We start from the raw sequence: 19,501 nt of genomic DNA on the forward strand, positions 1-19,501 counted from the left end.
CATCCGGTTTATTTCAGTCGCTGGTTGATGGTATCCGCCGTTTGCATCAGCACCTGCAGCACATTAGGTGCCGTGCTGCTTTCGTGCCGGTACGACGGCATGTAAACGCTCAAACTGGCCACCACTTCGCCGTAGCGTCGAATGGCTGCGGCATAGCCCACAAAATGTCGGACACTTTCCTGAAAGGCGTACCCACGCGAACGTATTACGTTGATTTCGTGCATAAAAGCTTGCAAATACGTAGCTTCCGGCCAAATTTCGGCAGGCGGCAGACCGTATCGCGCAACAAACCGTTCCAACTCCGTATCACTCATCATCGCAACCAGCAACCGACCCGAAGCCGAATCATAAACGTGCTTTTCGGGGGCGGCCTGCACCTGTAGGTACTGATCGCAGGATTCCCGATGAATCAAAATTCGCTGGTCGCCGTTGAGTACAGCCAGCAAGCAGCTTTCATTAATTTCTTGCGTCAGGCGCGCCATCTCCGGCTGGGCAGCCTCTACAATATCCTTTCGATAAGAGGTGTTGCCCGTGAGCAGATACGCCTTTGCCCCCAGACAATAGCCCTTCTTAGTGCCTACCTGATCTAGATACCGCCGGGCAACCATCGTCTTCATGATGTTGGCGCACGTACCGTGATTCAAGCCCATCGCATCCGCTACTTCTCCCAAAGTCTTGGGCCGAGTTGGGTCTGTCGCCACATATTCTAGTATATCGAAAGCCCGATTTATAACCTGAATCATAGAGTAAATTTTGTAATGTAAAATTCAATAATTTTATATAAAACAAAAATTAAAATATTTTCTGGCAAAAACTTCAATAATCAATCATTTGAAAAACAGGCTTTTAACTATATATAATAGTTTTTAATTTAATTTATTTTATAGAAAATAGAAAAATAATGATGAGAATCTTTTGTAGTCATAATATCATACTATAAAATTGTATCAATAATGAATTTCATTTTACAATGTTGAATTCATCTTCCTAAACCCATGACAACTACCTTTTACCGATGGATTTATTTGCTTGGCATACTCCTGCTGACGGTGGGAGAATTGCACGCGCAGACGGTAACCATAACCGGCAAGGTTACCGCCAAAGAGGACAATGAGCCACTTCCCGGTGTAAACGTTTCGGTGGATGGCACAACAACAGGAACAGTAACCGCAGCCGATGGAACCTACCAGCTAAACGTGCCCAGAACCAAGGCAACGCTTGTTTTCTCATCGATTGGGTACATCTCGGACCGGATTCCGCTCAATGGGCAAACGCAACTGAATGTTAGTCTGGCCGCCGATGTCAAATCATTGAGTGAGGTGGTCGTGGTCGGCTACGGCACCGTTAAGAAGAGCGACCTGACGGGTTCATTGGCGCAGGTGAAAGCGAAAGAAATTAACGCTTTCCCGGCAACGAACGTGCTTCAGGCCCTGTCTGGGCGAGCGCCGGGCGTGCAGGTTATTCAAAACAGCGGTGCACCGGGCGGCGGGGTCAGCGTCCGCATTCGGGGAACGAACTCCATTCAGGGAAGTAACGAGCCTCTGTACGTGGTCGATGGCTTTCCCTATTCATCGGGCACGAACCCAACCGTGCTGAATAACAGTGATATCGAGTCCATCGAGATTCTGAAAGATGCCTCAGCAACGGCTATTTACGGGTCACGAGGAGCCAACGGCGTAGTATTGATTACCACCAAACGAGGCAAGGCGGGCAAAACAATCGTCGATCTAGAAACCAGTTATAGCCTCCAGACGCTACGCAAAAAACTCGACCTGATGAACGGACGTGAGTACGCCACGTTTTACAACGAACAGGCGGCGAACGATGGGCTGGCTCCTCGGTTTACGCCCGACGAAATTGCCCAGATTGGTGATGGTTTCGACTGGCAGGAGGTCATCTTTCAGCGCGCGCCCATGCAAAACCACAACCTGACCGTTAGCGGTGGGACGGAGAAAACGCAGTTTTCGGTAGCAGGAAGTATTTTTAAGCAGACCGGTATCGTCATTGGCAGTGATTATGACCGCTATTCGCTTCGGGCCAACATTAACCACGATATTAGCAAGAAATTCAGTTTGAGTTATGGTGCGACCCTCACCCGACCTTCGTCCAACCGACGCAATTCCGGCGGGGGCAATCGGGGTGGCTCCATGATTTCGTCGGTTCTTTCCGCACCGCCAACCCTAACGCCTTACAACGAAGACGGAACCTACCGGAATCTGGCAACGGCCTATGCCTGGGGTTCGAACGTCCTGACCAATCCCCTGAACTACATCAATGAGCAGACCGACCGGATTTTGGTCAACAAGGTGCTGGCCAACAGTGCGCTAACGTTCAAGCCAATTCCGGAGCTAGCCATTCGGGTGTTCGGTGGGGTTGAAACCAGCGACGAACGAACGGATTCGTACACCACGCTGAATTTTATCAACTCCCAGGGAAGTGCCAGCGTGAACACCAGCCAGTTTATTAGTCTGCTCAACGAGAATACCATTACCTACACCAAAACGTTTCGGCAACACCATAACCTATCGGCGCTGGTCGGATTTACGTACCAGGATTTTGTAAATACAAGCCTGAGCGGTTCCGGGAACGGGTTTTTGAGCGATGCAACCGACACCTATAACCTGGGGTCGGCCAACGTGCCGGGCATTCCGGGATCTGGGTATTCAAAATCCACGCTAGTGTCTTACCTGAGCCGCCTGAATTACGGCTATAAAGGAAAATACCTGGCCACTTTGAGTTTCCGGGGCGACGGTTCTTCGCGGTATAGTGAGGGCAGCAAATGGGGTTATTTCCCATCGGGCGCTTTAGCCTGGCGTGTTTCGGAGGAAGATTTCCTGAAAAATGTTTCGTTTTTGTCCGATTTGAAATTCCGCGCGGGTTGGGGCTTAACCGGTAGCCAGGCCATTGGTGCCTACGCCACGCTGAATCAGTTGAGTTCTGGAAAAACGGTTTTTGGCGATGGAATTTTCACCACGTATGCGCCCGGAACGCGCTTGCCGGGCAACCTGAAATGGGAAACCACAGCCCAAACGGATGTCGGTATTGACGCGGCTTTCATGAGCAACCGGATTCGGGTGACGGCGGATTATTACGTAAAAAATACCCGCGATTTGCTCAACACCGTCTCGCTGCCGTCTTCGCTGGGCTTTACCAGCACCATTCAAAATGTGGGTTCCATCCAGAACAAGGGCTTTGAATTTTCGGTCGATGCGAATATTCTGAACGGGACTTTCAAATGGGACGCGTCGGCCAATTTCTCGGTCAACCGCAACAAGGTGGTGAAGTTATACGGCGGGCGGGATGTGCTGGGTTCGGCCATCAACATTACGGTGGTTAACGATGTAATCAATATCCTGCGCGAAGGCCAGCCACTGGGTTCTTTCTACGGATATCGGGAAAAAGGCTACGACGAAAAAGGGAAAATTCAGTACGTAGACGTGAATAACGACGGCCTGATCAACCAGAACGATAAGCAGATTATCGGCAATCCCAACCCGGATTTTATCTACGGCTTCAATTCGACCATGTCGTACAAGAATTTCGAGCTAACGCTTTTTTTCCAGGGCTCGAAAGGCAACGACATTTTCAACCTGAGTGCGGTGAACCAGACGCTCGACTACGGATTTGGCCTGAATATGCCGCGGGAAGTCTACGAAAACCACTGGACGCCTACCAACACCAACGCTAAATATCCGGTCATCAGCCGCACGACCGCCACGTTTATCTCCGACCGTTTTGTGGAAGACGGATCTTACCTGCGGCTGCGTAACATCCAACTGGCCTACAGCGTGCCCTTCCAGAAATGGGGCGTTTCATGGATTCGGAATGCGCAGGTTTACGTCAGCGGCCAGAACCTGCTAACCCTGACCAAGTATTCGTGGTGGGATCCCGAAATCAATTCCTACGGCGGGACCAACTCCATCAATCAGGGCATCGATCACTACAGCTACCCAACGGCAAAGACGGTCACATTTGGCCTGCGAGCCGGATTCTAACCACCAGTGAGCGAAAGAGTAAAAGGGTGAAATAGCGAAAGCTTGCAATTCATTCAACCGCTCTTTTACGCTTCCGCTCTTTCACTCTTTAAGCACATGAAAAAGATTATTCTTTTGTTTTCGGGTCTATTGTTGATTTCCTGCGAAGACGTACTGAAGGAAAATCCTAAATCGCTGGCGGTCGAAACCTTTTACAATACCGCTGCTGAAGTCGAGGCGGCGACAAATGCCATTTATGCCGCTATTCGGAGCGACAACTGCCTGGGTGGGCTGTATCCGGCGCAGCACGAAGCCTATACGGATTATAGCTATGGCCGGGGTAGTTATACTGTTCTCAGCGAATTTCAGAGCCTCGATCCAACGAACATCACGCGGGTCGGGCAGATGTGGGATGCTTTCTACTTGGCCATCCGAAATGCCAACCTCGTCATTCAGAACGCACCGAAAGGGACAAGAATCAGTCCGGCTGACGTGACTAAGTTTGTGGGAGAAGCCAAGTTCCTGCGGGCTTTGACCTATTTCTATCTGGTTCGTAACTGGAGCGGCGTCCCAATCCGAACGGAGGCAAACATGACCGAGCAAAACATCCCGCGAAACTCGGCGGCTGAGGTTTATCAACTGATTATGAGTGATCTCAATACTGCCGAAAAGGACCTGCCCGACGCACCTTCTATATCCGGCAGACCGTCGAAGTGGGCCGCGAAAACGCTGCTGGCGGACGTGTATTTTTACCAGGGCCAATATGCCCAGGCGCGCGACAAGGCCGACGAAGTAATCAAATCGGGTAAATACACCCTGGTTCCGGTGACCGTAGCGAATGATTTCTCGAAATTGTTCGGGCCGGATGTGGTAACCAATTCAGAGGAGATTTTTTACCTGAAGTATACTCGTTTGGCGAGTCAGGGTTTTCAGTTGGTCATGTTTGCGCATCATCCGGGGGCGCGGTTACACGGTGCCGGGGGCTACTACGCCCATTACACCGACAGCCAGCTTAACCCGGTCCTGAAAAACTGGGATAGCAAAGACCTCCGAAAAGAATACGGCTGGTATTCCTACAACATTGGCTTGGGGGCCAATAGCCTGCTAAGCCGAAAATTTGTGGACCCGATTGCCGTGGGGGCATCCGGGGCGGGGAATGACAATCCGTTGTACCGCTACGCCGATTTGCTGTTGCTGTATGCCGAAGCGGCCAGCCGGGCGGGCAACGGACCAACCGCGGCGGCGATGGAAGCACTCAACCAGGTGCACCGTCGAGCGTATGGAAAAGCGGCAACGCAACCCTCCGAGGTGGATTTTAAACTGGCGGACTACAACGCGCAAACTTTTGTGGATCTGGTGCTGAAAGAGCGGGGCTACGAAACCCAGTACGAAGCCAAACGCTGGCTTGACCTGAAGCGCACGGGGCGGGTCAAAGAAATCATCAAAGCGGCGGTGGGCAAGAACGTAACCGATAAGTTTTTGTTGTGGCCAATTCCACCATCGGAGCTGAATTTCAACACCGCTTTGGATGCGGCCAAAGATCAGAATCCAGGCTATTGAGCGAAAGATCGTCTGTTTTATTCTGGCTTTAGAAGTAAGCGGCATTCCACGAACTGCTTTTAGAGCTAGCATAAACCCCAACCGCCCGTACTCATGAATCTCATTTTTTTACAGCTTCTGTTTGCTCTTTTGCCTATGTCGGCCCCTTCGGAAAATAGCATAAAACCTGTTGAACCAACATCCAAAGCCATCCTGAAAACGAAAGGCTTGATCAGCTTCTGGAATTTTAAGGAGGGTTCGCTACAGGCGCAGGGTCCTTTCCCGTATCGCCTGAGAGAAAGTGCAAATGCCCCCGAAAAACAACCCGATGGCCCTGTATCGGGCTATTCGCTAGCCTTTTCGGAAGGCGATTATCTGTCTATTCCGAGGGCGGAATGCCCCGCGCTGGATTTGCACGGTAAAGAAGCGCAGGTAACGGTTTTGGCCTGGGTAAAGCGAGCCCCTAAAACCATCAAACCAACTGAATGCGAAGCGGTGGCCGGCATGTGGCTGGAAACGGCCAAAAAACGCCAGTACTGCCTGTTTATGAACCTACGGATTTACAAAAGTGCCAATCAGGTTTGCGGACACGTTTCGTCGGTGGGCGGACCAACGCCGGGCGAAAAATGGTGCATGGACGCGTCGATTGGGCAAAATCCGGTGCCTTTTGGCGAGTGGGCCGCCGTTGCTTTTACGTACGATGGGCAGGATGTCCGCTCGTACCTCAACGGCGAGCTAGATACGCGGGAGGACCGCAATCCTTATCATTATCCCGAGGGCCTGTTCAACGCTGGACCCGAAGGCGCTGATTTTACCGTTGGGGCGGTGCACCGCTCGGGGGAAATGGGCAACTTCTTTGCGGGGCAACTCGGTGGACTGGCCGTATTCAACCGCGCGCTTTCAGCTAAAGAAATCAAAATGCTTTCGCAATTATAAATGTGCATGGTCAGACGAGGCCAGCAAGAACCCGTACGCTCAAATGAAACAATTCCTAACCCATAATCAATTTGTTTTCTTCTTGATAAGCTGGTGTATTGGCTTCACCGCCCAGGCGCAATCAGCGCGTTATGATTCGCTTTGGAAAGATCCCGCCGTTGAAAGTCGCATTCAGAAAGGCATCGAAGCCAACCGGAAAGGTGAATTTACCATTCGTTTTACCGATAAAGACGGAAATCCGGTTACGCCCGGTGCCGTGTCGCTAACCCAAACCCGTCACGATTTTTATTTCGGGGCCAATGGGTTTATGGTCAAGGGCTTTAAGAATGCGAAAGAGGATGCCTTATACGAAGAGCATTTTTCGAAACTCTTCAATTTTGTCACCATTCCATTCTATTGGCCGGAGTTGGAGCCTGAACCGGGAAAGTTGCGCTTCGGCAAAGACAGTCCGTACAGCTACCGCCGCCCCGCACCCGATGTGGTAATGGAATTTGCCAAAAAGTATAACCTCACGCCTAAAGGGCATACGCTCGTGTGGGACAATTCGCGCTGGTCGATACCGCCCTGGCTGCCGAAAGATGAGAAAATCATGGAGCAAAAGATCAGCAAGCGGATCGGGCAGATTGCTGAGCGATACGGACACGATATTCAGATTTGGGACATTGTGAACGAAGTCACCGACCGCCACTCCGACGTGCTGATGCCGAAAGATTTTGCTTTCAAAGCCTTCAAGGAGAGCGAGCGCGTATTTCCGGGTAGCAATGTGTTTACGCTCAATTTTACTACCGGAATCTGGAATCGTAGCAATAAACGCGAATACAGCGCCGATTACCTCGTTACGGAAAATCTGCTGCTTCGTAACGCCAAAATCAACGCCATCGGGTTGCAGTTTCACAACTTTAGCGAGCCGGAGTACAACGAGATTGTACAGGGGAAAGCCATGATACCGTCTACACTGTTCAAGACGCTGGATTTGTATGCAGACTTTAACCTGCCACTGCACATTACCGAAATCACCGTAGCTGCTTTGACAGAGAAAGGCCCTGAATACCAGGCTAAAATGACCGAAAATTATTACAAACTGTGGTTCAGCCACCCGAAAGTGGAGGGCATCATCTGGTGGAACCTCGTCGACGGAACGGCGGCCCCGGCGCGTATCCGGTCCGATGGCAGCGTTGTGCCCGGTGAAGACAAATGGAAAGGCGGCCTGCTCAACCGCGACTTCACGAAAAAGCCCGTTTACGACGTGCTCGACCGGCTAATCAACAAGGAGTGGCGGACCAACGTGACGGTATCTCCCAAAAACAACGCCGTCAGCTACAGCGGTTTCTACGGGACGTACAAGCTGGTCACGCAGGTAAAAGGCAAGAAATACGAAAAAGAGGTTCAGTGTCCCAAAAGCGGCACCCGCGACATTATCGTTGTGCTGGACTAAGCGCATAAGTTGCACCGAACCTCCGGTATTATTTTTAATCAAACTTATCTTTTCGCACTCTTATTTTTTCTCATGAAGATCATTGACATTCGTACCCGCTGCGTAGCCATTCCACTCAATGCGCAGCTTCGGCACAACACGGGTGTTCATCCGGGCTATTTCCTGCGAACCATTCTGGAAGTGATCACCGACGAAGGCATTGTTGGCCTGGGTGAAGTGGGCGGCGGCGACCAGCGGGGCGCTTTACAAAAGCTCAAACCACGGATTCTCGGCCTCGATCCTTTTCAACTAGAGATTTTGAAAATGAAGGTGTTACGCAGTATCTATTACCTCTCTAACGCCCGACTTTACGCCGCTTTAGAAATGGCTTGCCTGGATATCCAGGGAAAAGTGCTGGGTCGGCCGCTCAGTGATTTGCTGGGTGGCCGCGTTCGGGATGAAGTGCCTTTTATTGCTTACTTATTCTGGCGGTACGACCGACCCGACGGCAAGCACGACGAGCGCGCGGAAGACCTCGCCGACTATTGCCAGGAACTGCACGAAACGCTGGGGGTCAACGCCATGAAGCTGAAAGCAGGCGTGATGGCCCCGAAGGAAGAAGTGCGGGTATTGGAACTGTGCCGGGAAAAACTGGGTGATGATTTTGGGTTGCGCATCGATCCGAATGGCGTTTGGTCGGTGGCCACGGCGGTGCAGATGGGGCGGCGCATGGAAGACCTTTATCCCGAATATTTTGAAGATCCATCGTGGGGGCTGGAAGGAAATGCTGCCGTGCGGAAGCAGGTACGCATTCCGATTGCCACCAACATGTATCCGGCCCGTTTCGACGATCTGGGACCGGCCATTCGCATGGAAGCCGTGGATATTGTGCTCACCGACATTCATTACTGGGAAGGCCCCCGGGGCGTAAAAGACCTAGTGGCCGTTTGCAATACCTTCAATCTGGGCGTGGCCATGCACAGTGGCGCTGAATTTGGCATCGAGCTGGCCGCCATGATTCACACGGCTTCGACCATTCCGACCATGAATTTCGCCGGGGATGCGCACTACCATTACCTGACCGATGACATCATCGAAGGCGGCCTGATGAAGTACGAAAATGGCTGTATCAAAGTGCCAACCGGACCCGGGTTGGGTGTGGCGCTGGATGAGGAGAAAATGAAATTTTACGGAAAACTCTACGACGAAAAAGGCGATTACTACGCCCGTTTTCACCAAGACCCTTACCGCCCAGACTGGTACCCAACTGTGGGCGGCCTTTAAGCAACTTAACGCCTATGCACGATGAGTAATGAATTTGGAGCGATGCGATTGGCTGGTAAAACAGCGCTGGTAACGGGTGCTTCCAGTGGCATTGGCCGGGCCATTGCCCTTCGGTTGGCGGCGCAGGGCTGCGCGGTGGTGATTCACTACCATACCGCTCAGCCGGATGCCGAGGCCGTGGCGGATACCATCCGGAGCGGGGGCGGTACGGCCTATGTAGTATCTGCTGACTTAGCCGATGTGACGCAGGCGATTCGCCTCGGCGAGGAGGCGTGGAATGTAGCGGGTGGTCTGGATTTTTTGATCAACAACGCTGGGGTCTCCTACAAAAAGCATTTTCTGGATGTAACCGAAGAGGACTTCGACCATTTCGATCACGTCAATTTCAAAAGCACCACCTTTCTGACTCAGGCGGTCGCAAAGAAAATGGTCGCTAGCCAGCGGGAAGGGCATATTCTGACCATCACGTCCGTGAATGCCCTGCGGCCCGGCTTAGGTCTGGTCGTATACGGGGCTACCAAAGGCGCTTTGGAAACTCTGATGAAAGGCGTTGCGCTGGAATTGGCCCCGCACGGTATCCGGGCGAATACGCTGGCTGTTGGTGCCGTCGAGACCAACTTGAACCGGGCCGTTTGGGAAAATCCGACCTTGCTTAAGGAGGTTGAAGAAGGGATTCCGGCGGGGCGGCTGGGACAGGTGGATGAAGTCGCGGCGATCGCCTGTGATTTGCTCAGTTCGGGAAGCTACCTGACCGGCGCGTCCCTGACCATTGACGGAGGCCTTTTGTTGATGCGGGGCTACGGAAAGCCCGAACGACACGAATGAGGGTCGGCCAAACCAAAGAAATAATTACTAAACCCTAAGCCGTTAGCTATGCATCCTAAATCACATCGTATAAAAAAACTGCTGGTAGGACTTTGGTTCGGGTGGCTATCTGTCGCCGCTTTTGCGCAAACGGCCCCACCGGAGGAAAAAGGATTATGGAGCCCTTACCGAATTACGCCACGCGTTGGGGCTCAGCACATTGATTTGTCGGGCGAAGGCTGGGAGTTATCCCACCGGGACCAGCCCGTAGCAAATAATAGCGAATTGGCCGACCGCAAAGACGCTTTCAAAATCTCCGTTCCTAACTCCATTCACTGGGCTTACTACAAGGCGGGAAAGTTGCCGCACCCGTATTACGCCAAAAATTCAGACCAGTATAAATGGGTGGACGAAAAAGCCTGGTATTACCGCCGCACCTTTCCGACACCGGTCAACGCGGCGGGCAATCACGTGTTTCTGTGTTTTGATGGCATTGATTATTTTGCTAAAGTCTGGGTAAATAACACGCTGGTTGGATCGCACGAAGGCATGTTTGGCGGCCCATCAGTCGAGATCAGCAAACTTTTAAAAGCAAGCGGTGATAACGAACTGGTCGTGGAAGTCCGCGCGGGAAACTGGGGCAACAAAGCCACCGAAATCGAAAACCTGCCCCGAACCAGCACCGGCGAATACGACATGTCGAAGCGGAAGGGTTTTAATCCGCGTGCCAGCGGCAAAATCATTAAACCCTGGGTGATTTCCGGCGGCTCAGGCTGCGAAATGTTTTTTAGCGTCGGTATGTGGCAGGGCGTCCGGCTGGAAATCGTACCGCCTTATCATCTGGAGCGGCCTTTTCTGACCACAACCTCCCTGTCCAACGGCAAAGCTTCCCTCCATCTTTCCTGCGAAGTGCTGGCCGAAACGCATTCGCTGAATTTGCAGCTTCATCCCTGGGGAAACACGCAGATTCATCATTACGACGGAATCGTACCCGGCACCAGTCCTGCCAACGCGGCCTTGTCGGTGTTGATTGAATTGGTCGACAAATCGGGCAAAGTGGTAATTACGCAGGAAAAACCGTTCAAGGCTTTTCAGGGCCGGACGTGGCTCGAAGAAGATTTGACGGTCCCGAATCCAAAGCTCTGGCATCCCAACGGACTGGGCGAATCGTACCTGTATTCCATGCGGGTGACGCTCAAAAAAGACCGGCAAGTGGTTGACCGGCTGGCTTTTCCGGTGGGCATCCGAACCATCGAGCGCGTGGCTACGGCGGGTCCACGCTACGCGGATCGCTGGGAAAACTGGCAATTCGTGGTTAACGGGCAGAAGTTTTTTGTGAAAGGCATGAATTTTACGCCGCAGGATGTCTTGCTCGATCTACCCAAAGAACGGTACCGCTGGACGCTCGAAGCGGCTAAACGGATGGGCGTGCAACTGATTCGTATCTGGGGCGGTGGCCTGCTCGAATCCGACTATCTCTACGAAATCTGCAACGAGCTGGGCCTCATGGTCTGGCAGGATTTTCCGATTGGTAACCAGGATACGCCTTTGTACCCGCAACCGATCTGGGAGTCGCAGGTGGTGCAAAACATCGTTCGGTTGCGCAATCACCCGTCGCTGGCGGTCTGGTGCGGGGGCAATGAATTCAATCCTTATTCGCACGGCAATGCGGCGACGCTTGGCATTCTGGAACGCAATCTGGACGTTTTTGACAAAAGTCGCCTATACGTTCGGACTACGCCCGACGATGGCAGCATTCACACCTATCCCGACATGGATCCCGCCTGGTATGGGGTTGGCTACCGATACGAACCCTGGATTTCGGAAACCGGAATGCACAGCATGCCCGAGGCCAATCTGTTTTACGAAACCGTTGATAACAAGGAATTTGTGGGTTTGGGTAAAATGTGGAGTAAAGAATTTTACCAGGGCCACAACGAGTTTATTCATCATTTTACGGAATACGGCCCCGGTCGTGTGCCCCGTATGCTGAGTCGGGCGTCGCACATCGCCGACATTACTGATCCGACCATCGAAACCATTACGGAGGCCTCGCAGGTGGGTGCGGGTGAATTTTACCAGGTTTTTTCGGAAAAAATGCAGGGTAATTATCCCGTCACCACAGGTTTGATGCCGTGGGTCTTCAAGCGGCACTGGCCAGTTATTGCCATCCAGATGATGGATTGGTTCGGAAACGCCGGAGCGCCCTATTACTTTCTGAAACGAACATACGAGCCGACGCACATCGCCGTAGATTTGCCCCGGCTCCTCTGGAAACCCGGCGAAAGCATCACGCTAGCCACGAAAATTACGCATTCGGTTCCGAAAGCGGTGCCAAACGCCCGTATATCGCTGCGCATTTACGACGATTCCTTCAAGCCGCTTTGGCAGCAGGAACGAGCGGCAAACGTGGCGGCGGGCACTTCCGTTAGTGAAACTAAGTTTGGCGCGTATGCCATTCCCGCCGATTACCGCGACCGTTTTCTTTTCGTGGTGGCCGAGTTGCGCGATGCCGCCGGAAAGCTCCTTTCGCGCTCGTTCTATTACCCGCGTAGCCTGTCCAAACTGGAGGAAGCGGATTTTTACCAGCAATACGTCAGTAAACCTATACCCTGGCCAACGCTCGAAAAAGGACCGTTCCTAAAGCCAGTAGTTAGCAAAACGGGCACTACACTGGCGCTGTCCGTCCGAAGCAATGAACCGCTGTCGGCTGAAAGCAGCCGCATTCGGGTGAGCGTGAGCAATACCGGAAAAACACCAGCCTTTATGACCAAAGTAGACGTTTTGGGTACAAAGCGGGCCATTGTGGCTTCGGATAATTACACCTGGCTAGCTCCCGGCGAAACGCAGGAAATTGAACTGGATGTACTTTGGCGGGAACCCGCAACCCGCAAGAATGCGAGCCTGACGGTAAGTGCCTGGAATGCATCGGCAACAACAGCTAAACTGGGGCAACAATGATGGTGGAATCCGTAGAAAAAGTAACCCCTAAAAGAACGGGATACAAATGGGAATTGCTGGCCCTGCTCTGGCTCGCTTTTTTTCTGAACCAGGCCGACCGGCAGATTTTCAGCGTCGTGCTGCCCCTGATTCGGGACGATCTGAAACTAACGGATGCCGAACTGGGTCTGATCGCTTCGGCACTGGTCTGGACGTATGGTCTGCTGGTGCCCGTGGCCGGTTTTATCGGAGACCGTTTGTCGCGGCGTAGCATTATTGGGTTTAGCCTGCTTTTCTGGAGTTTGTCAACGATGGCGACCGGTTTTTGCACCACGTTGCTGCAATTTATCGTTCTGCGGGGCATTGCTACGGGCGGCGGCGAAGCCTTTTATGCCCCTTCGGCCAACGCGCTGCTGAGCGAGCATCATACCAAAAGCCGGTCTTTTGCCCTGTCGTTGCACCAGACGGCGGTGTATGCGGGAATCATTCTGAGCGGTTTGATTGCCGGTTACATTGGCGAACATTACGGATGGCGGCGCGCCTTTTTCCTCTTCGGTGGATTCGGTATTCTGGTTGGTCTGGTCATTTTTGCACGCTTGCTGAAAGACCGGCCAATACGCACGGAAATCCAGCCATCAATCTGGCAAACGGCGGGAAGTATTGCGCGTAAGCCAACCGCCTTGCTGCTGACGCTGGCTTTTGCCTGCATGGTGTTTGTCAACGTGGGTTACCTGACCTGGATGCCGTCTTTTCTGGCCGAAAAGTTTGGTTTGTCGCTGGCGGCGGCGGGGTTTTCGTCGCTGTTTTACCACCACATTGGCGCGGCTATTGGCGTTTTACTGGGTGGCAAATTGACCGACCGGCTGGCGCTTCGGAATCCGGTCAGTCGGTTGTGGATGCAGGCCGGAGCCTTGCTGCTGGCCGCTCCGTTTATTTATTTCATGAGTACAGCCGCCGGCGAAACAGCTACCTACACGGCACTTTTTCTCTTTGGCATTTTTCGGGGGATCTACGACGCCAACATTTTTGCGTCGCTCTACGAAGTAGTTCGTCCGGCCATTCGCTCGTCGGCGTCGGGGCTGATGCTGATGTGCGCCTTCCTGGCCGGGGCGTTTTCACCGTATCTGTTGGGCATTTTGAAACCCATTGTCGGCTTGACGGCGGGATTGTCGGGGCTTTCCATAAGCTACGTGGTGGGCGCAACGGCCATCGCTCTGGCTGCACTGGTCTTTTTCAAACGCGACCGCGCCGTGCAAGATTAATGATGATAACTATCCTTGAAACCAATAAACCATTATTAAACAAAAGTATTATGGATGTGATGACCAACTCTTATCCGATTCGCAAGTTTGAGGTTAATTACGATGTGCAGGAAGTACAGGCGCGATTTCTTAAAATCTACACGGGTCTGGTCTATGATGCGATGGAAAGTATCGGCCTGTCAGGTCGGGCCATGCAGAGCGGTTTGTATCCCCTGATACACACAATGAAAGTGGCCGGTCCGGCTTTTACGGCCCACGGCATTGCCACGCCCAGCCGCGACGAAAAAGTGCACGACATTCGCCTGGGCATGTTCAAGAGCATGACTCCCGGTTGCGTGCAGGTACGCGATACGCAGGGCGATCTGTCATGCGGGCAGTTTGGGGAGATTTCGGCCACCGCCGCCGCCGCGAATGGCTGCGTGGGGGCCGTCATCGATGGTTCAACCCGCGATTCCAACTACCTCATCGACATGGGGTTTCCAACGTTTTGCCGTTTTCGCAACCCGGTCGAAGCGTTCGGCCGCTTTATGATTGTCGATTACCAAATTCCCATTTACGTCAAAGGAATAGACGGGCTGATGCTGATCAATCCGGGAGATTATATTTTTGGCGATAATGACGGCGTTGTTGTCGTGCCTTACGAGAAAACCATCGAAGTCCTGGAAATAGCGGAAAGCTGGTTCGAAGCCGAGGCAAAAAGCCGTAAAGCGATGGCCGAAGGCCGTGATCCGTTTGATGTATACGAAGAGTTTGGCCGATTCTAAGGAATTGTCTTTACTGGCTTGAGAGTTTTTGTGTCCCGTTCCTGAGATCAGGGCGGGACATCCCGTTTAAAAGTAGCAAAATCAGGCTCTTATGCTTAACTAGTGAAAGGCAAGAATAGTAGATTAAACGAATAATAGTACTTTACCAGTTGATTACTCATTACACCCAAATCTACCAAAAATCAGCCGTTCAGTCCAATGACGCCCAATAGTCGACGGAAGTTTCTGCAAGCCGCATCACTAAGCATAGGCGGTTTAAGCGCCAGCACGTTCATTTTCCCTTCAAAAGCCGAGGCGGCGACACCACAGCCTACCCTCGCGCGAAAAACCGTTTACCTCTGGGACGAAAATTCGAAAAATAATGGCCCCGATCCGACAAAACGACCCAAGATGGAATTTTTCATTCCCGAAGGCGGTGGAACCCAAAAGCGGGCGGCCATTCTGGTTTGTCCGGGAGGTGGATATGGCGGTTTGGCTCCGCACGAGGGAGCGCCATTTGCCGAGTTTTTTGCCTCTAAAGGCATTGTCAGCGCCGTGTTGACCTACCGTGTTTCGCCCAATCGCTATCCGGCCCCTTACGGCGACGCGGTGCGGGCCATGCGCCTGTTCCGTTCCCAGGCCGAGAGTTTGGGCGTTGATCCGGCCAAAATCGGTATTATGGGTTTTAGTGCGGGCGGTCATTTAGCCTCGACCGTAGCCACCCAGCCCGATTTATACAAAGAGCCTGAAGATGATTTGGTTAACAAGATTTCGGCCCGGCCTGATCGGGCAATACTGGGTTATCCGGTGATTTCGTTTGAAGAGTTCGCTCACCTGGGTTCGGTGAAGAACTTGCTGGGCGAAAAGCCAAATCCAGACCTGATGCGCCAACTGTCGAATCACCAGCAGGTAAACGCCCAGACGCCGCCTACTTTTTTGTTTCATACGGCCGATGACTCGGTGGTTGCCGTGCAGAATAGCTTTTTCTTCGCGGAAGCCTGCGCCCGGCATAGTGTCCCCTTGGCGCTGCATATCTACCCAAGTGGCAGACACGGCGTCGGCCTGGCATTGGATAATCCGGAGTTGAAAGATTGGTCAACCGTTCTGCTAAGATGGCTGGATGACTGGCTGCCAGCTTCGACAAAATAATTCACTATTCCTATTCCCTTACCTTATGAAACATTCTCTCATTCGCAAAACCACCGCTCTGGCGCTGGTCTTGCTGTCCGTGCAGGCTTGGGCCGATGTGCGCCTGCCCAAAATATTCGGTTCCCATATGGTGTTGCAGCGCCGCAAACCCGTACCGGTTTGGGGCTGGGCCGACCCCGGCGAGAAGGTAACCGTTCAGTTAACGGGTTCTGGTCAGGTGGGACAAATCAAATCGGCAAAAGCGGATAAAACCGGAAAATGGATGCTGCGCCTTGACCCGCTGGAGGCTGGCGGGCCTTACCAGTTTGTGGTCAAAGGGAAGAAGAATGCGCTGACGCTAGAGGATGTTTTGATTGGGGAAGTCTGGATTTGTTCGGGCCAGTCGAATATGGGCATGACGGTGAAATCGTCGGCCAACTCAGAGGCGGAAATCAAGGCGGCTAATTTCCCGATGATTCGGCATTTTACCGTTTCCCGCGACATGAGTCTGACGCCGAAAGACGACCTGAAAGGCGGCGACTGGCTCGTAACCAGCCCCGAAACAGTCGGTAATTTTTCGGGCGTTGGCTATTTTTTCGGTCGTGAATTAACCAATAAGCTAAATGTTCCGATTGGGTTGATTAATACATCCTGGGGCGGCACGCAGGTCGAATCGTGGACGAGCCGGGAGGCCATGAATAGCTTCGAGGAGTTTAAAGAAGTGGTAGCCCGAATGCCTGCTTCGGTCGATGACCTGGCCCAAACCCGCAAAAAGCAACTGGAAGATTTGATTCAGAAGCAGCAGGGTGGCCTGCCTGACGCGCAGACGGTACAAAGCTGGTCGGCAGCTTCGCTGGACGATGCCACCTGGAAAACTATTGAAGTGCCCGATCGCTTCGACCGGCAGGCCGTACCGAATCTGGACGGAGCCGTTTGGTTTCGAAAAGAAATCACGTTACCGGATAACGCCGCCGGGCAATCGGCTACGTTGAGTTTAGGCGCTGTCGACGATGTCGATGTTACGTACATGAATGGCGTAAAAATAGGAGAGGCCCGCGCTAAATCCGCAGACGGGCGGACCTATGCCATTCCGGCGAATGTCCTGAAAGCTGGGCGAAATGTCATTGCCGTTCGGATTGAAGATTTGGGCGGAAATGGCGGCTTTATCGGACAGCCGGAGCAGGTTACTCTAAAGCTTGGAACGCAGGAGCTGCCGTTGGCCGGTACGTGGAAATACCGCGTGGAATCGTCGGTGGATAACAAACAGTTTCTAAATCCGAACAGTGCGGGTACGTTGCTGTACAATTCGATGGTGGCGCCTTTAATTCCGTACGCCATTCAGGGAACAATTTGGTACCAGGGCGAAACCAACGCGGGTAGAGCTTACCAATACCGAAAGTCTTTTCCGCTGATGATCAGGGACTGGCATAATCGGTGGGGTGAAAAATTTCCGTTTCTGTTTGTGCAATTGGCCAGCTACAATGCCGGGAATGGCAACAGCGAGCGAGGCAGCACCTGGGCCGAGCTTCGGGAGGCGCAAACCTTGGCGCTGACCGAAATTCCGCAGACCGCAATGGCCGTAACAACCGATATTGGAGAACCTAAAGACATTCACCCAAAAAACAAACAGGACGTTGGGAAGCGCTTGGCCGCCCAGGCGTTGAACAAGGTTTACGGACAAACAATGGTCTGTAGCGGACCGGCTTACCAAACCATGCAAACTGAAGGCCCAAAAGCGGTATTAACCTTCCAGAGCGTGGGTGGAGGACTGAAAAGCTCGGATAAATACGGGTATCTGAAAGGATTCGAAGTGGCCGGGGAAGACCAGAAATTTCACTGGGCAAAAGCCTCAATTGAGGGCGATAAAGTAATTGTCTGGTGCGATGAGGTGAGTAAACCGGTTGCGGTGCGCTACGGCTGGGCGGATGATAACAGCGAAGCCAATCTGTACAACAAAGAAGGCTTTCCGGCTTTGCCCTTCCGAACCGATACGTGGAAAGGTATAACTGAATTGGTGAAATTCAGATAAGACCTAAAAGCAAATAAAACCGCGTGACAGCTAAGTCACGCGGTTTTTATAAAAAAATCATTCCCACTTCGAATCCAGCAAAGCCCCCACCAGCAGAATATTTCCCAAATACCAGCCATTTTCGGCGTAGCGGCTGGGATTGTCGATGGTGATGTTGCGCTTCTGGAGAATACTGGCTTTGTCGAACGCGGTGCCCGGAACCCGGATGGTTATTTCGTGAACGCCATCCGGCAAGCCTTCCAGGTAAAAGCTGCTTTTTCGATAGCTATTGCCCCACTGGTCGAAGCGTTGGACTTCCTTCTTTTCGCCGTCGAGCGTCACTTCCAGCAAGCCCGATCCGGGGCCGATTAAATCGTAAAATCCCAGCGTTGTGCCTTTGAATTGGAGCCGTAGTGTGGCTTCGGGTGTAACCGCCCCGTAAATGGTAGGCATGAATTTGGCGAACGATTTCACCAACTCGTGATCTGCCGGTAATTTCTGCCAATGTGCCGACGGTGACTGGTCGGGCAACGCCAGAAGCTGCCCCCCTTCCCAATTGTCGCTCACAAATGGTTTGTCCAAACGGTGTGACTGATTCCCCGCTTTTTTCTCCATCACCTCGAAATACTTCCGAACCACACTGGCGTAGACAGGATGCCCGGATTTCGACAGCGGGTGGACTTTGTCGGTTGTGAAAACGATCTTGCCGGGATGCTCTTCGGGTTTGCCCGTAAAAATCAGTTTGCCTTCTTTTTGGAGCCGGGCTACCTCCACGCCCATGTGAATGGACGGAATCTGGTAATACTCGGCAATGGTTTCCATCGCCTGAGCGGATGGTTGGTATTGGCCGTCCAGCAGGTTTTGCAACACATTTTCGCTCACGGTATAGACGAAACAGATTTCTGTATTGGGGTTGGCTTTCCAGGTTTTCCGAACAATGCCTTCCATCGACTGGTGCAACTGCGCCGCTGAGCGTCCGGCATCGTTGACCGCAAACTCCACAAAAACCAGATCAGGCTGGTAGGCCAGCACGTCGCGTTCCATCCGAAAAACACCTAAATTCGAACCGGTACCGCCGATAGTCGCGTTAATTTCAGTAAAAGGCGTATGCGGAAAGTGAATGCGCAACCAGTTGTAAGTCAGCGTACGCCAGCCTTCTCCGGCTTCAGTAATGCTGCCGCCAATGTACGCCACTTTCACTTCCCGCCCTTCTTTCACCTTCTGAAAAAAATTGGGTAAGCCACCGCGTTGGTGAAACTCTTCGAGCCGGGCAAGGCTGGTTTTGGTTTGGGCGTAGGCACCTGACTGGGACTGCATCAGATAGGCCCCAAGCAGGAAAAAAGTGAGCACGATCCCTGCGGAGATTCGTCTAAACATGGTTGGTTAGTTAAGGCACTGACCATAATTACCCGCGAACTTTACTGCATCAATAAACCTTTCCGGGTCAATGAATTTACGCTAAATTAACA

Annotated in this window: 13 protein-coding genes; 11 read left to right on the forward strand and 2 right to left on the reverse strand. The window is 52.5% G+C overall.

Annotated elements, in window-relative coordinates:
• Window positions 1-8: 8 nt before the first annotated feature.
• Window positions 9-743 carry an IclR family transcriptional regulator gene (locus L0Y31_RS08695; RefSeq protein ID WP_234736730.1) on the reverse strand — a complete coding sequence of 245 codons (735 nt, stop codon included), beginning with the start codon at window positions 741-743 and terminating at the stop codon, window positions 9-11.
• A gap of 252 nt (window positions 744-995) precedes the next feature.
• On the opposite strand from L0Y31_RS08695, the gene L0Y31_RS08700 reads away from it, so the two are divergent.
• The 11 genes from L0Y31_RS08700 (at window position 996) to L0Y31_RS08750 (ending at window position 18,053) form a co-directional block, all read left to right on the forward strand.
• Window positions 996-3,995 carry a SusC/RagA family TonB-linked outer membrane protein gene (locus L0Y31_RS08700; protein WP_234736731.1) on the forward strand — a complete coding sequence of 1,000 codons (3,000 nt, stop codon included), beginning with the start codon at window positions 996-998 and terminating at the stop codon, window positions 3,993-3,995.
• 96 nt (window positions 3,996-4,091) lie between these two features.
• Window positions 4,092-5,534, forward strand: coding sequence for a RagB/SusD family nutrient uptake outer membrane protein (locus L0Y31_RS08705; RefSeq protein ID WP_234736732.1), 1,443 nt, complete (start codon window positions 4,092-4,094; stop codon window positions 5,532-5,534).
• A gap of 93 nt (window positions 5,535-5,627) precedes the next feature.
• Window positions 5,628-6,449 carry a LamG domain-containing protein gene (locus tag L0Y31_RS08710; protein ID WP_234736733.1) on the forward strand — a complete coding sequence of 274 codons (822 nt, stop codon included), beginning with the start codon at window positions 5,628-5,630 and terminating at the stop codon, window positions 6,447-6,449.
• A gap of 43 nt (window positions 6,450-6,492) precedes the next feature.
• Entirely contained in the window at window positions 6,493-7,884 is a 1,392-nt protein-coding gene (locus L0Y31_RS08715; protein ID WP_234736734.1) for an endo-1,4-beta-xylanase, read from the forward strand.
• 72 nt (window positions 7,885-7,956) lie between these two features.
• The gene (locus L0Y31_RS08720; RefSeq protein ID WP_234736735.1) at window positions 7,957-9,147 is read left to right on the forward strand and encodes an enolase C-terminal domain-like protein; all 1,191 of its coding nucleotides are present in this window, start codon (window positions 7,957-7,959) and stop codon (window positions 9,145-9,147) included.
• 21 nt (window positions 9,148-9,168) lie between these two features.
• On the forward strand, window positions 9,169-9,972 hold the full coding sequence (locus L0Y31_RS08725) for an SDR family NAD(P)-dependent oxidoreductase (protein WP_234736736.1): 804 nt from the start codon (window positions 9,169-9,171) through the stop codon (window positions 9,970-9,972).
• 48 nt (window positions 9,973-10,020) lie between these two features.
• On the forward strand, window positions 10,021-12,912 hold the full coding sequence (locus L0Y31_RS08730) for a glycoside hydrolase family 2 protein (RefSeq protein WP_234736737.1): 2,892 nt from the start codon (window positions 10,021-10,023) through the stop codon (window positions 12,910-12,912).
• Complete coding sequence (locus tag L0Y31_RS08735) at window positions 12,909-14,153, forward strand: MFS transporter (RefSeq protein ID WP_234736738.1); 1,245 nt, start codon at window positions 12,909-12,911, stop codon at window positions 14,151-14,153. The genes L0Y31_RS08730 and L0Y31_RS08735 overlap by 4 nt, the downstream gene beginning before the upstream one ends.
• Window positions 14,154-14,203: 50 nt before the next feature.
• Window positions 14,204-14,917, forward strand: a complete 714-nt coding sequence (locus L0Y31_RS08740) for an RraA family protein (RefSeq protein WP_234736739.1) — start codon at window positions 14,204-14,206, stop codon at window positions 14,915-14,917.
• A 198-nt stretch (window positions 14,918-15,115) separates the two neighbouring features.
• The gene (locus L0Y31_RS08745; RefSeq protein ID WP_234736740.1) at window positions 15,116-16,045 is read left to right on the forward strand and encodes an alpha/beta hydrolase; all 930 of its coding nucleotides are present in this window, start codon (window positions 15,116-15,118) and stop codon (window positions 16,043-16,045) included.
• Between the two features lie 25 nt (window positions 16,046-16,070).
• Window positions 16,071-18,053: a sialate O-acetylesterase gene (locus L0Y31_RS08750; protein WP_234736741.1), complete on the forward strand. Its 1,983-nt coding sequence runs from the start codon at window positions 16,071-16,073 to the stop codon at window positions 18,051-18,053.
• A 57-nt stretch (window positions 18,054-18,110) separates the two neighbouring features.
• Here L0Y31_RS08750 and L0Y31_RS08755 read toward each other — a convergent pair whose 3' ends face one another.
• Complete coding sequence (locus L0Y31_RS08755) at window positions 18,111-19,409, reverse strand: SGNH/GDSL hydrolase family protein (RefSeq protein ID WP_234736742.1); 1,299 nt, start codon at window positions 19,407-19,409, stop codon at window positions 18,111-18,113.
• Window positions 19,410-19,501: the final 92 nt, after the last annotated feature.

The sequence above is a fragment of the Tellurirhabdus bombi genome, assembly GCF_021484805.1.
GTDB classification, from domain to species: domain Bacteria; phylum Bacteroidota; class Bacteroidia; order Cytophagales; family Spirosomataceae; genus Tellurirhabdus; species Tellurirhabdus bombi.